Raw genomic sequence first — 13,272 nt, 5'->3', positions numbered from 1 at the left:
CTCCACCCCCGCCTTCACGAAGGCCATCGCCGCCACGATGGACGCCTCGCCGATCACCGCGTTGTCCATCACCACCGCGTTCATCCCCACCAGCGCGTTGCGGCCGATGCGGCAGCCGTGCAGCACCGCCCCGTGGCCGATGTGGCCGTCCTCCTCGATCACCGTGTCGGTGCCCGGAAAACCGTGCATCACGCAGGTGTCCTGCACGTTCACGCCACGCTCCAGCACCAGCCGGCCAAAGTCGCCGCGCAGGCTGGCGCAGGGCCCCACGTAGCAGTCGGGGCCGACGAACACGTCGCCGATCAGCACCGCGGAAGGATGCACATAGGCCGACGGATGGACGACGGGCACGATGCCGTCGATGGCGAAAACACGAAGCGGGGTCATGGCTGAATCTCCTGGTCTGCGGAAGAGTGTCGGGGACGCAGCGACGACGCCTTCGGGGTTACAAGCGCAGCCAATCGCCAGCGCACAAGCCCCAACCAAGGCCTCCTCACGCCTCCCTCCTTACTCCTCACTTGGGAATTATGATTGCTTTTTCTAAAATCAATTTACCATTACGTAACACGTTCAACCAACCACCGGATACCGAAACATGAGCGAAGAGCTGGAAGGAAAACACGGCGTCCAGTCCCTCGAAGTGGGCATGGGCATCCTCAAGGCGATGGTGTTCGGCAAGCGCTCGATGATGCTCAAGGACATCGCCGCCGCCGCCGACATGCCCCCCTCCAAGGCCCACCGCTACCTGGTCAGCCTGATCCGCAGCGGCCTGGTGGAGCAGGACCCGCTCACCTCGCGCTACAACCTGGGGCCGTTCGCGCTGAACATCGGCTTGGTCGCCATCGACCGGCTCGACCGCATCCGGCTCGGCCTCACCGCCATCTCCGAGCTGCGCGACGCGGTCAACGAGACCACCGCGCTGGCGGTGTGGGGCGACAACGGCCCGGTGATCGTGCGCTGGGAGCGCCCGCGCCGCCCGATCACCGTCAACGTGGTCACCGGCACCACCCTCAGCCTCCTCAGCTCCGCCGTCGGCCGGGTGTTCGGCGCGTGGCTGCCGCCGGCCCAGACCCGGCCGATCCTCCAGCGCGAGCTGGACGCCCGCAAGCACCTGCCGGCCGGCGTCGAGACCCTCGACGACGCCGACGCCCTGCTCGCCGACGTGCGCAGCAAGGGCGTGGCCGCCATCTCCGGCAACTACATGTTCCGCGGCGTCGAGGCGGTGGCCGCGCCGGTGTTCAACTTCAAGAACGAACTCACCATGTCCATCGTGCTGGTGGGCGTCGAGGGCTCCATCGACATGCGCGACGAGAGCCCCGTCATCGCCCACCTGAAGGACGCCGCCCACTCCCTCTCCCAGCGCCTCGGCTCCACCCGCGAGACCGCCGGCCCCCCGTAGCCCCCGCCTCCCGACGCACCTCCCGAACCGCCCCCGGCCCCGCGCCGGCGGGGCGGTTTTCGCTCGCCCCGCTCAAATCGATACATAAAATTTTCTTGACTAGATTTTTTGTATCATTTCTAATAAACAGAACCGATTACAAAATACAGAACTCGACGACCGCGCCGCCCTGGCGACGGCGTCGGATCGGGTTACTCGATCGAGAGGAGACACGATGACTCATCGACCCCACCCCGCCCCCACGGGAGGTGCGTGATGCTCGCCCAGCTGCTGCAGTTCCTGTTCTCCGGGCTCACCGTGGGCGCCACCTACGCGCTGGCCGCCCTCGGCTTCACGCTGATCTACAACGCCAGCAACGTCATCAACTTCGCCCAGGGCGAGTTCATCATGCTGGGCGGCATGCTCGCAGTGTTCTTCGCCCAGGCCGGGCTGCCCCTGCCGGCGGCGCTCGTGCTGGCGATCCTGGTGCCGGCGGCGGTGGGCGTGCTCATCGAGAAGCTCGCCATCGAGCCGGTGAAGGGCGCCGAAACCGTGACCCTCATCATCATCACCATCGGCGCCTCGCTGGTGATCCGCGGGCTGGTGCAGGTCTTCCTGGGCAAGAGCACCCACAGCCTGCCGGCCTTCTCGGGCGACACACCCATCGAGATCCTCGGCGCCACCCTGATGCCCCAGAGCCTGTGGGTGATGGGCGTCACCGCCATCGTCGTGGTGCTGCTGTGGTACTTCTTCAACCGCACCCTCACCGGCAAGGCCATGCTCGCCACCTCCTTCAACCGCCTCGCCGCAGAGCTGGTCGGCATCGACACCAACGGCGTGCTGTTCATGAGCTTCGCCATGTCGGCGGCCCTGGGCGCGCTGGGCGGCATCCTCATCACCCCGATCACCCTCACCTCCTACGACGTGGGGATCATGCTGGGCCTCAAGGGCTTCGTCGCGGCGGTGCTGGGCGGGCTCGGCAACGGCCTCGGCGCGGTGGTGGGCGGCCTGCTGGTGGGCATCCTCGAAGCCATGGGCGCCGGCTACCTGTCGTCGGCCTACAAGGACGCGATCCCCTTCGTGCTGATCCTCTTCATCCTCTTCTTCATGCCGCGCGGCCTGTTCGGCGCGAAGGTGACCGACCGGGTGTGACCATGCAGAAACGTGCCTACCTCGGCCTCTACCTCCTCATCGCGGTGCTGGCGGTGCTGCCCTTCGTGCTGCCCAACAGCTTCTATCTGGATCTGGCGATCCGCATGGCGATCAACGCCATCATCGTGCTGGGCCTCAACCTGCTGATCGGCTTCGCCGGCCAGATCAGCCTTGGCCACGCCGGCTTCCTGGGCATCGGCGCCTACGCCTCGGCGGTGCTGCCCACCCACTTCGGCTGGCACCCGGTGCTGGCGATGGTGGCCGGCGCGGTGGCCACCGGCATTCTCGCCGCGCTGGTGGCCCGCCCGATCTTCAAGCTCAAGGGCAACTACCTGGCGATGGCCACCCTGGGCCTGGGCATCATCATCAACATCGCGGTGCGCAACGAGGCCCAATGGACGGGCGGCCCCGACGGCATGCCGGTGCCCGCCTTCGGCCTGGCCGGCTTCGAACTCACCAGCGACAAGCAGTGGTACTGGGTGGTCGCCGCGCTGCTGGCGGTGAGCGTGTGGGCGTCCATCAACCTCATCGACTCGCCCTTCGGCCGCGCCCTGCGCGCGCTGCACGGCTCGGAGGTCGCCTCCCGCGTGGTGGGCGTGGATGTGGTGCGCTACAAGGTCGCCATCTTCGTGATGTCCGCCGTGTTCGCCAGCCTGATGGGCAGCGTCACCGCCCATTACGTGGGCTTCGTCACCCCCAACCTGGCGGATTTCTTCCACTCCATCGAACTCGTCACGATGGTCGTCATCGGCGGCATGGCCTCGGTGTATGGCTCGGTGATCGGCGCGGTGCTGCTCACCGCCCTGCCCCAGGCGCTGGCCACCTTCGAAGGCTGGGAGACCGTCGCCTTCGGCGCCATCCTGATGATCTGCATGATCTTCCTGCCCAAGGGCCTGGTGCCCACCCTGGCCAGCAAGTTTGGAAAGGCTGAATAAAGATGCCCCCACGCTCTCTTCGTTCGCTGCCCCCCACGGGGGCGCAGGCCTCCTTCGGGGCGGCCCTTCAGGAGTCCTGACATGGCCCTCCTCGACGTCTCCAGCCTCTCCATCCACTTCGGCGGCGTGAAGGCCGTGCAGGATGTGAGCTTCTCCATCGACGCCGGCATCGTCTATTCGGTGATCGGCCCCAACGGCGCCGGCAAGACCACCCTGTTCAACCTCATCACCGGCGTGTACAAGCCCACCGCCGGCGAAATCAGGCTGGACGGCGAAGCCATCGGCGGCAAGTCGCCGGATGACCTCGCCCGCCGCGGCGTGGCGCGCACCTTCCAGAACCTGCAGATCTGCATGAACATGAGCGCCATCGAGAACGTGATGGTGGGCGCCCACCTGCGGCTCGATCGCAACCTCATCAAGGCCGCGCTGCGCTTCCCCGGCCTCACCCGCCGCGACGCCGCGCTGCGCGACGAAGCCGCCGGGCTGATGCGCTTCGTCGGGCTCGAGAAGTACATCGACGCCCGCGCGGATTCGATGCCCTACGGCGCCCTCAAGCGCCTCGAGATCGCCCGCGCGCTGGCCATGAAGCCGCGCCTGATCTTCCTCGACGAACCCGCCGCCGGCCTCAACCCCAAGGAGACCATCGAGGTGGACCACCTCGTCCGCAAGGTGGCCGACTCGGGCATCACCGTGGTGCTCGTCGAGCACGACATGAAGATGGTGATGAACCTCTCCGACCGCATCCTGGTGCTCGACTACGGCAAGAAGCTGGCCGAAGGCACCGGCGAGGAAGTGCGCCGCAACCCCGACGTGATCGCCGCCTACCTGGGCGCCCACGCCTGATCCGAGGACACGCCATGCAAGCCCTCAGCATCATCAAGGACGAACACCGCAACCTGTGGCGCATCGCCATCACCGTCGAGCAGGTCATCGCCGAGATGGAGCGCGACCACAAGGTGGAGGCCGCCTTCCTTGGCTCGGTGCTCGACTACTTCGAGCACTTCATGGACGGCTGCCACCACCGCAAGGAGGACGAACACCTCTTCCCGGTGCTGCGCCAGCGCGCCCCCAGCGCCGCCGCGCTGCTGGACCGCCTCCAGGCCGAACACCGCAACGCCCCCCACAACCTCGCCGCCCTGCGCAGCCAGCTGGCCGACACCGTGGCCGGCCATGGGCGCATCGACAGCCTGGCCGAAGCCTTCCGGCGCTACATCGACGACCAGAAAGCCCACATCAAGCACGAGGAGCGCGACATCTACGGCCTCGCCAGCGACGTGCTCACCCCCGCCGACTGGGCCGGGATCGACGCCGCCTTCCTCGACAACGACGACCCGGTGTTCGGCAGCGCCGCCCGGGCCGAATTCCGCGAGCTGTTCCACAAGGTGGCCAGCCTCGCACCGGTGTCGGTGGGCCTGGGCGCCAGCAGCGCCGGCGAGCTGCAATCCGCCGCCAGCCAGCCCGACGTGCTGCTGTCGGTGTCCAAGCTCGAAAGCAGCTACGGCCGCATCAAGGCGCTGAAGGGCATCTCCATCGAAGTGCGACGCGGCGAGACCGTCGCCCTGGTGGGCGCCAACGGCGCCGGCAAGACCACCTTCCTGCGCAGCCTGTCGGGCGTGCAGCCCATGAGCGGCCAGATCCGCTTCGACGGCGAGGACATCTCCAGGCTGCGCGCCGACCAGCGCATGCGCCGCGGCATCTGCCAGAGCCCGGAAGGCCGCCAGGTGTTCGGCCCCCTGTCCATCGAGGACAACCTGCGCCTGGGCGCCTACACCCAGCCCAAGGCCCAGGTGGAAGGCGACCTGGAGAAGATCTACGCCATGTTCCCCATCCTCAAGGAGAAGCGGAAGCTCCCCGCCGGCACACTCTCCGGCGGCCAGCAGCAGATGCTCGCCATCGGCCGCGCGCTGATGGGCCGGCCCAAGCTGCTGCTCCTCGACGAACCCTCGATGGGCCTCGCCCCGCTGCTGGTGGAGGAAGTCTTCAACGTGGTGAAGGCCCTCAAGGCCCAGGGCATGTCCATCGTCCTCGCCGAACAGAACGCCTTCTCCGCGCTGGCGCTGGCCGACCGCGGCTACGTGCTCGAAACCGGCTCGATCACCCTCACCGGCACCGGTCGCGAACTGATCGAAGACGAACAGGTGCGCGCCGCCTATCTGGGCATGTAAGCCCCGCCCCCTCCGTGCCGGCCCGCGATGAGCGCCCATCGCCCATCGATGGATGGATTTCGCTCATCGATGGGTCGCGCGAACTCATGCATGAGCAAAAATCACTCATCGATGACTGCCCGAGACCCATGCACGAGTGAAATTCACTCAGCCGTCAGTCCCGGCCGCTCATCGGTGACCGACACGCCCCCATCGATGAGCGGCGCGAACTCACGCGTGAGCAAAAATCACTCACTGCCGGGTGCGCGAGACCCACGCATGGATGTCCGGGCCCCATCCCCACCTGCGTCAGACGCACCACCACACAGGTGGCGTGCTTCCCCGGCCGGGCTGGGGCATCATCAACGCCTGCGCCCCGCCGGGCGTTCGCCCAACCCGACCAGGATGACCCGATGATCGACTTCAAATGGGATGACCCCCTCCTCCTCGACCAGCAACTCACCGCCGACGAACGCCAGATCCGCGACGCCGCCCGCGCCTACTGCCAGGGCAAGCTCGCGCCGCGCGTGGTGCACGCCTTCCGCTCCGAACACACCGACCTCGCCATCTTCCGCGAGATGGGCGAGCTGGGGCTGCTCGGGCCGACCATCCCCGAGCAATACGGCGGCGCCGGCCTCGGCTACGTGAGCTACGGGCTCATCGCCCGGGAAGTCGAGCGGGTCGACTCCGGCTACCGCTCGATGATGAGCGTGCAAAGCTCGCTGGTGATGGTGCCGATCTTCGAGTTCGGCACCGAGGCCACCCGGCAGAAATACCTCCCCGGCCTCGCCCGCGGCGAGCTGATCGGCTGCTTCGGCCTCACCGAGCCCGACCACGGCTCCGACCCCGGCTCGATGACCACCCGCGCCCGCAAGGTGGACGGCGGCTACCGCCTCACCGGCAGCAAGATGTGGATCACCAACAGCCCGGTGGCCGACGTGTTCGTGGTGTGGGCCAAGGACGACGCGGGCAAGATCCGCGGCTTCGTGCTGGAAAAAGGCTGGGCTGGCCTGTCGGCCCCGGCGATCCACGGCAAGGTCGGCCTGCGGGCGTCGATCACCGGCGAGATCGTGATGGACGAGGTGTTCTGCCCGGACGAAAACGCCTTCCCCGACGTGCGCGGCCTGAAAGGGCCGTTCACCTGCCTCAACTCGGCCCGCTACGGCATCGCCTGGGGCGCGCTGGGCGCGGCGGAAGACTGCTGGCTCCGGGCCCGCCAGTACGTGCTGGATCGCAAGCAGTTCGGCCGGCCGCTGGCCGCCAACCAGCTCGTCCAGAAAAAACTCGCCGACATGCAGACCGAGATCGCCCTGGGCCTGCAGGGCTGCCTGCGCCTGGGGCGGATGAAGGACGAAGGCACGGATTCGCCGGAGATCACCTCGATCATGAAGCGCAACGCCTGCGGCAAGGCGCTGGACATCGCCCGCGTGGCGCGGGACATGCTGGGCGGCAACGGGATTTCGGACGAGTTCGGGATCGTCCGCCACATGGTGAACCTGGAGGTGGTGAACACCTACGAAGGCACCCACGACATCCACGCCCTGATCCTCGGCCGCGCCCAGACCGGCATCGCGGCGTTCTGAACCCCGCCCCTGCGCCGGCCGGGGCCTAGGCGCTCACCGCCGGGCAGGCATCGCAGGCACAGGGCCACGGTGGGGCCACGCAGTGCACCGGCCCGGCTGCGGCCGGCGCCCGCCGGTCGGCGCCGATCTCCGGCACGAACAGCAGGCCCTGCCAGTCGTCGTCCAGAACGAAGGCCGCCACATCCGGCCCGAAAAGACGGCGCACGACCCGCCGGACACCCTTCTCGAAAATCGATTCCATTTCTGACCCCAATCGCCCGATGACGTATCACGTCGTTCGTGACGATTCTGGGCAGATGAGATGACAGGCTGAAAACAGGCGTCTTGCAGGGAGGCTACAGCGGGGGGACAAACGAAAAACGGGGAAAACAACGATTGGCGTATCGTCGTTTTCCCCGTGCATTCTGGAGCGGCAGAAGAGTCTCGAACTCTCGACCTCAACCTTGGCAAGGTTGCGCTCTACCAACTGAGCTACTGCCGCTTTGTTCTAGCCTGGAGGCGCGAGCCGGAGTCGAACCGACCTACACGGATTTGCAATCCGGTGCATAACCGCTTTGCTATCGCGCCGTGTACCTCACAGAGAAGCATCCAAAAACTGCTTCCCTTCAAAATTTCTTGGAGCGGCAGAAGAGTCTCGAACTCTCGACCTCAACCTTGGCAAGGTTGCGCTCTACCAACTGAGCTACTGCCGCCCTGAAAGAGCCGCCATTATAGACACTTCAGCGGCAACGTCAACTACTTTTTGTCTGCCCGGCTTGCCTTCAACGGCTGCGCTTGGCCAGCTCCGGCCAGGCGCAGCGCATGTAGTAGCCCATCGACCACAGGGTGAGCACCGCGGCCACGTAGATCAGCACGGTGCCCAGGCCGATGCTGTCGAAACCCAGCAGCGGGGCCTGGTACAGCAGCAGCGGGATGGCGGACATCTGGGCCGCCGTCTTGAGCTTGCCCACGAAGGCCACCGCCACGCTGCCGGCCGCCCCCACCTTGGCCATCCATTCGCGCAGCGCCGAGATGGTGATCTCGCGCCCGATGATGACCAGCGCAATCAGCGAATCCACCCGCCCCAGGTGCACCAGCACGATGAGCGCGGCGGCCACCATCAGCTTGTCGGCCACCGGGTCGAGGAAGGCGCCGAAGGCGGAGGTCTGCCCCAGCGAGCGGGCGAGGTAGCCGTCGAACCAGTCGGTCACCGCGGCCACGATGAAGGTGAGCGTCGCAGCGAGGTTCTTGTCCTCGGGGGAGATCACGTTGTCCGGGAAGTAATAGATGCCGACGAAAAAGGGGATCAGCGCAATGCGCGCCCAGGTGAGGGTGTTTGGAATGTTCAGAGGCATGTCGGCGTTCGCTTGCTATCGCAAGGAAGTATATATCTGTTCGGCAAGGTGCCGGTTGATGCCTTCCACGCGGCACAGGTCTTCGACCGTGGCGTTGCGCACGCCGTCGATGCCGCCGAAGGCGGCCAGCAGCTTGCGGCGCCGGGTGGGGCCGACGCCGGCGATGTCTTCGAGGCGGGAGGTGTTGCGGGTCTTGGCGCGGCGGGCGCGGTGGCCGGTGATGGCGAAGCGGTGGGCCTCGTCGCGGATTTCCTGGATCAGGTGCAGGGCCGGGGCGTCGGGGCGCAGGTGCACCGGCTCGCGGCCGTCGGGGAAGACCAGGGTCTCGAGGCCCGGCTTGCGGCTCTCGCCCTTGGCTACGCCGAACATGGCGATGGATTCGAGCCCCAGCTCGGCGAGCACTTCCTTCGCCACGCCCATCTGGCCCTTGCCGCCGTCGATGAGGATCACGTCCGGGCATACCCCCTCGCCCGCCGCCACTTTCTCGTAGCGCCGGGTGAGCGCCTGACGCATCGCGGCGTAGTCGTCGCCGGCGGTGATGCCGGCGATGTTGTAGCGGCGGTATTCGGATTTCTTCATGGCCTTGCCGTCCCACACCACGCAGGACGCCACGGTGGCCTCGCCCATGGTGTGGGAGATGTCGAAGCATTCGATGCGGCTGGGCGTTTCGGCGAGGCCGATGGCGTCGCGCAGGGCGTCGAGGCGCTGCTCGCCGCGGCTGGATTCCTGCTCCCGGGCGAGCAGCGCGAGGCTGGCGTTGTTCTCGGCCATGCCGATCCAGGCGCGCTCGTTCTCGTAGCGGGCCGCGACGACCGTGACCTTGCCCTCGACGGCCTCCTCCAGCGCCTCCTTGACCACGGCCGGATCGCCATTGACGAGGATGCGCCCGGGCAGCGGGTGGTCGAGGTAATGCTGCTCGACGAAGGCCACCAGCGCATCCAGCGGCGCGACGCCCTGGGCGTTGCTGGGGAACAGCGGCCGGTCGCCCAGATGCCGCCCGCCGCGGATCATCGCCAGGTTGACGCACACCATGCCGCCCCGTTCCAGCGCGGCGATCACGTCCACGTCCTCGTCCTTGGCGCTCTCGACGAACTGCTTGTGGAGCACCGCCTGCAGGTTGCGGATCTGGTCGCGATAGACCACGGCCTTCTCGAAGGCGAGTTCGTCGGACGCGGCCTGCATCCGGCGCGACAGGTCGTCCACCACGTCGCCGTGGCGGCCGTTGAGGAACAGGCTGGCGAGACGCACGTCGCCGGCGTAGGCGTCCTTGTCGATCAGCCCGACGCAGGGCCCGGTGCAGCGGTGGATCTGGTGCAGCAGGCAGGGCCGCGAGCGGTTGGAGAAGGTGGTGTCCTCGCAGGTGCGCAGGCGGAAGATCTTCTGCATCAGGTGCAGGGTCTCGCGCACTGCCCAGCTGTTGGGGAAAGGCCCGAAGTAGCGCTCGCCCTTCTTGAAACCGCCGCGGTGGTAGTAGATCTGCGGAAAGTCGCCGGCCGACAGCGCGATGTAGGGGTAGGACTTGTCGTCCCGAAAGAGGATGTTGTACTTGGGCCCGAGGCGCTTGATGAGGTTGTTCTCGAGGATCAGGGCCTCGGCCTCGGAGCGGGTGGCGGTGGTCTCGACGCGCACCACCTGCCCCACCATGATCGCGATGCGCGGCGACAGCTGGGTGCGCTGGAAGTAGGACGACACCCGCCGCTTGAGGTTCTTGGCCTTGCCCACGTAGAGCACCGCGTCGCCCTCGCCGATCATCCGGTACACGCCGGGCTCCTCGGTGAGGGTTCGCAGGAAGGCCTTGGCGTCGAAACTCATGGCGCGGGCGGGTCAGGCCAGGGCGAGCACGCTGTCGCGGGCGGCCACGTAGGGCGCCCAGCCGGCCAGGGTGGCCGGATCGGCGGGCATGGTGCCGGGGCGCGGGCGCAGGGCGGCGACGCGGGCGGCGCTGTCGGCGCTCACCTCCGGGCGCCAGCGGTCGATGAGCTGCACCGCCAGATCGGGCCGGTTGCACACCAGCACCATGTCGCAGCCGGCGCTGTGGGCGGCGCCGGCGCGGGCCACGATGTCGCCCGCCACGCTGGCGCCTTCCATGGTCAGGTCGTCGGAGAAGATCACCCCGCCAAAGCCCAGCCGGCCGCGCAGCACCTCCTGCAGCCAGAAGGGCGAGAAGCCCGCCGGGCGCGGGTCGATGTGCTCGAAGATGACGTGGGCGGGCATCACGCCGCCAAGCACCGAAGCCAGGTTGCGGAAGGGCTGGATGTCGTCGGCCCACACCGCGTCGAAGCTGCGCTCGTCCACCGGAATCGCCACGTGGGAATCTGCCTCGACCGCGCCATGACCGGGGAAGTGCTTGCCCACCGCGCGCATGCCGGCGTCCGCCAGCCCGGCGATCAGGGCCCGGGCAAGCTCGGTGGCGACCTGGGGATCGCGGTGGAAGGCCCGGTCGCCGATGACCGAACTGACGCCGTAGTCGAGATCGAGCACCGGCGCGTAGCTGAGATCGACGCCGTGGGCGCGCAGCTCGGCGGCCAGCACGAAGCCGGCGTGACGGGCGGCGGCGGTAGCGGCGGCGGGGTCGTCGTTCCATACCGTGCCGAAGCGGCGCATCGCCGGCAGACGGGTGAAGCCGTCGCGGAAACGCTGCACCCGGCCGCCTTCGTGGTCGACCGAGATCACCAGCTCGGGCCGCACCGCGCGGATGGCGGCGGTGAGGGCGCGGAGCTGCTCGGGCTCGGCGTAGTTGCGGGCGAACAGGATCACCCCGCCCACCAGCGGGTGCTGCAGGATTTCGCGTTCTTCGGCGGTGACTTCGTGGGCGGCCACGTCGAGCATGACCGGGCCGGGCTGGGCGTGGGAAGGCTTCATGGTTTTTCGATCACGGCAAAGGCGACGACGTATTCGGCTTCGTCGGACAGGCTCAGGTGGGCCGCGAGGCCCTGCGCTCGCAGGTGCTCGGCGAGGGCGGCGGAGAATTCAAACAGGGGCTTGCCCAGGGCGTCGTGCCCCACCCGCACCGCGTGGAGCGTGGCCGGCACGGCAACCCCGGTGCCCAGCGCCTTGCCGAAGGCTTCCTTGGCGGCAAAGCGCTTGGCGAGGAAGCGCTCGGGGTGGGCGGCGGCCTCGAAGGCGGGCAGCTCGGAGGCATCCAGCACCCGGGCGGCGAAGCGGGCGCCGTGGCGCGTGAGGGCCTCGGCGATGCGCGCGACCCGGACGATGTCGGTGCCGATGCCGTGGATCACGCTTGCCGGCCGTGGGCGGCGCCTTCGCGCATCAGGCGTTTCATCTCGCGCACCGCCTCGCGCATGCCCGAGAACACCGCGCGGCTGACGATGGCGTGGCCGATGTGCAGCTCGCGGATGCCCGGCAGGCGCGCGATGGGCTGGACGTTGTAGTAGTTGAGCGCATGACCGGCATTGAAGCGCAGGCCCAGGCCGCGGATGGCCTCGCCGGCGCGGGCGATCTTGTCGATTTCGGCGAGCACGGCGGGGCTTTCGGCGTCGCGCCCGGCGGCGTGGAAGGCGTGGGCGTAGGGGCCGGTGTGGATCTCGCAGACCTTCGCGCCGATGCGCGCGGCGGCTTCCACCTGGGCCAGTTCGGCGTCGATGAAGACGCTGACGATGATGCCGGCGTCGGCCAGCCGGGCGACCGCATCCTTCAGCCGGGCTTCCTGGGACACGATGTCGAGGCCGCCTTCGGTGGTCACCTCGTGGCGACCTTCGGGCACGAACATCGCCATCTCGGGCTTGATGCCGCAGGCGATGCCGACCATCTCGTCGGTGGCGGCCATCTCGAGGTTGAGCTTGATCTGGGTGAGGTCGCGCAGGCGGCGCACGTCCTCGTCCTGGATGTGGCGACGATCCTCGCGCAGGTGTACGGTGATGCCGTCGGCGCCCCCCAGGTGCGCTTCGACGGCCGCCCACACGGGGTCGGGCTCCCAGGTGCGGCGGGCCTGACGGAGGGTGGCCACGTGGTCGATGTTGACGCCGAGTTCGATCAAGAGAGGTCTCCGGGAAAGGCGAACAGTTCGGTGAATACGCGGCGGGACTGGAGCTGCTGCCCGCCGAGGTGGTGCTGGATGAGCCGGCGCATCAGGGCCTTGCTCTGGGCCAGGGTCTCCGGGTCGCGGAAATCGCCGGCAGCCATGTCGAGCAAGGTCTTGCCGGACACGCTGGGCAGCTCGTCGCCCACGGCGCCGTAGGCCTCCAGGGCGACCGGGCCGCGCTCGATTATATAGGCGTAGCGGGCGTCGCCCCGGAGCGGCACGTCGTCGGCGTCGGTTTCGAGGAGCAGGCCGTAGCCAAGCTCCTGCAGCAGAGCGAGTTCGAAGCGGCGCAGGACGACCTCCTGCGGCTCACCCGCAGCCAGCGCCCGCAAGGCGTCGCCGTAGGCGGCGTAGAGCCGGGGGTGGGCGTCCTCGCGGGGCAGCAGGCGCATCAGCAGCTCGTTGGCGTAGTAGGCGCACAGCAGCGCCTGGCCGCCCAGCAGCGGCTGGCCGCCCTGCCATTCGGCGCGGACGAGGGTCTTCATCTCGCCGCCGCCGCTCCAGTCGATGAACAGCGGCTGGAAGGCCATCAGCACGCCGCGCAGCTGCGAGGCCGGGCGCCGGGCGCCCTTGGCCACCAGGCCGACGCGGCCGTGGTCGCGACTGAACACCTCGACGATGAGGCTCGTCTCGCGGTACGGATAGCTGTGCAGCACGAAGCCCGGCTGCTGGTCGACGCGCTGCTTGGCGCTCACGGCAGGCTGCCC

13 protein-coding genes, 3 tRNA genes and 2 pseudogenes are annotated in these 13,272 nt (G+C 68.2%); 7 read left to right on the top strand and 11 right to left on the bottom strand.

The window, feature by feature from the left end; genetic code table 11:
* Window positions 1-387: pseudogene (locus ACE3N6_RS13365) on the bottom strand (phenylacetic acid degradation protein PaaY); the annotation flags it as partial.
* A 208-nt stretch (window positions 388-595) separates the two neighbouring features.
* Between ACE3N6_RS13365 and ACE3N6_RS13360 the strand changes: the two are divergent.
* From ACE3N6_RS13360 to ACE3N6_RS13330, 7 genes and pseudogenes are all read left to right on the top strand, one after another.
* Window positions 596-1,399 (top strand): IclR family transcriptional regulator, encoded by an 804-nt coding sequence (locus tag ACE3N6_RS13360; RefSeq protein ID WP_374246265.1) that lies wholly within the window; start codon window positions 596-598, stop codon window positions 1,397-1,399.
* Window positions 1,400-1,654: 255 nt separating this feature from the next.
* Complete coding sequence (locus ACE3N6_RS13355; protein WP_374246264.1) at window positions 1,655-2,530, top strand: branched-chain amino acid ABC transporter permease; 876 nt, start codon at window positions 1,655-1,657, stop codon at window positions 2,528-2,530.
* Between the two features lie 2 nt (window positions 2,531-2,532).
* Entirely contained in the window at window positions 2,533-3,465 is a 933-nt protein-coding gene (locus ACE3N6_RS13350; protein WP_374246263.1) for a branched-chain amino acid ABC transporter permease, read from the top strand.
* A gap of 81 nt (window positions 3,466-3,546) precedes the next feature.
* A complete protein-coding gene (locus tag ACE3N6_RS13345; protein WP_374246262.1) occupies window positions 3,547-4,308 on the top strand; it encodes an ABC transporter ATP-binding protein in 762 nt (253 codons plus the stop codon).
* A 14-nt stretch (window positions 4,309-4,322) separates the two neighbouring features.
* Window positions 4,323-4,718 (top strand): annotated as a pseudogene (locus ACE3N6_RS13340) (hemerythrin domain-containing protein); the annotation flags it as partial.
* 210 nt (window positions 4,719-4,928) lie between these two features.
* Window positions 4,929-5,630, top strand: a complete 702-nt coding sequence (locus ACE3N6_RS13335; protein WP_374246267.1) for an ABC transporter ATP-binding protein — start codon at window positions 4,929-4,931, stop codon at window positions 5,628-5,630.
* Between the two features lie 392 nt (window positions 5,631-6,022).
* The gene (locus ACE3N6_RS13330) at window positions 6,023-7,192 is read left to right on the top strand and encodes an acyl-CoA dehydrogenase (protein ID WP_374246261.1); all 1,170 of its coding nucleotides are present in this window, start codon (window positions 6,023-6,025) and stop codon (window positions 7,190-7,192) included.
* 25 nt (window positions 7,193-7,217) lie between these two features.
* Here the strand turns inward: ACE3N6_RS13330 and ACE3N6_RS13325 are convergent, their stop codons facing one another.
* From ACE3N6_RS13325 to recO, 10 genes are all read right to left on the bottom strand, one after another.
* The gene (locus ACE3N6_RS13325; RefSeq protein WP_374246260.1) at window positions 7,218-7,433 is read right to left on the bottom strand and encodes a hypothetical protein; all 216 of its coding nucleotides are present in this window, start codon (window positions 7,431-7,433) and stop codon (window positions 7,218-7,220) included.
* Window positions 7,434-7,597: 164 nt separating this feature from the next.
* Window positions 7,598-7,673, bottom strand: a tRNA-Gly gene (locus ACE3N6_RS13320).
* A gap of 12 nt (window positions 7,674-7,685) precedes the next feature.
* Window positions 7,686-7,759: transfer RNA gene (locus tag ACE3N6_RS13315), tRNA-Cys, on the bottom strand.
* A 49-nt stretch (window positions 7,760-7,808) separates the two neighbouring features.
* A tRNA-Gly gene (locus tag ACE3N6_RS13310) sits at window positions 7,809-7,884 on the bottom strand.
* A gap of 69 nt (window positions 7,885-7,953) precedes the next feature.
* A complete protein-coding gene (gene pgsA / locus ACE3N6_RS13305) occupies window positions 7,954-8,526 on the bottom strand; it encodes a CDP-diacylglycerol--glycerol-3-phosphate 3-phosphatidyltransferase (RefSeq protein ID WP_374246259.1) in 573 nt (190 codons plus the stop codon).
* Between the two features lie 15 nt (window positions 8,527-8,541).
* Window positions 8,542-10,338 (bottom strand): excinuclease ABC subunit UvrC, encoded by a 1,797-nt coding sequence (uvrC, locus tag ACE3N6_RS13300; RefSeq protein WP_374246258.1) that lies wholly within the window; start codon window positions 10,336-10,338, stop codon window positions 8,542-8,544.
* Window positions 10,339-10,350: 12 nt separating this feature from the next.
* Window positions 10,351-11,388 carry a beta-N-acetylhexosaminidase gene (nagZ, locus tag ACE3N6_RS13295; RefSeq protein WP_374246257.1) on the bottom strand — a complete coding sequence of 346 codons (1,038 nt, stop codon included), beginning with the start codon at window positions 11,386-11,388 and terminating at the stop codon, window positions 10,351-10,353.
* The gene (gene acpS / locus ACE3N6_RS13290; RefSeq protein ID WP_374246256.1) at window positions 11,385-11,762 is read right to left on the bottom strand and encodes a holo-ACP synthase; all 378 of its coding nucleotides are present in this window, start codon (window positions 11,760-11,762) and stop codon (window positions 11,385-11,387) included. Before acpS ends, nagZ begins: the two co-directional genes overlap by 4 nt.
* Window positions 11,759-12,520, bottom strand: a complete 762-nt coding sequence (locus ACE3N6_RS13285) for a pyridoxine 5'-phosphate synthase (protein WP_374246255.1) — start codon at window positions 12,518-12,520, stop codon at window positions 11,759-11,761. The genes acpS and ACE3N6_RS13285 overlap by 4 nt, the downstream gene beginning before the upstream one ends.
* Window positions 12,517-13,260, bottom strand: coding sequence for a DNA repair protein RecO (gene recO, locus ACE3N6_RS13280; protein ID WP_374246254.1), 744 nt, complete (start codon window positions 13,258-13,260; stop codon window positions 12,517-12,519). The genes ACE3N6_RS13285 and recO overlap by 4 nt, the downstream gene beginning before the upstream one ends.
* Window positions 13,261-13,272: the final 12 nt, after the last annotated feature.

The sequence above is a fragment of the Zoogloea sp. genome (assembly GCF_041904905.1).
Lineage (GTDB): Bacteria > Pseudomonadota > Gammaproteobacteria > Burkholderiales > Rhodocyclaceae > Zoogloea.
Note: the sequence above shows the minus strand (reverse complement) of the source record. Positions and strands in the feature narration are given on the sequence as shown.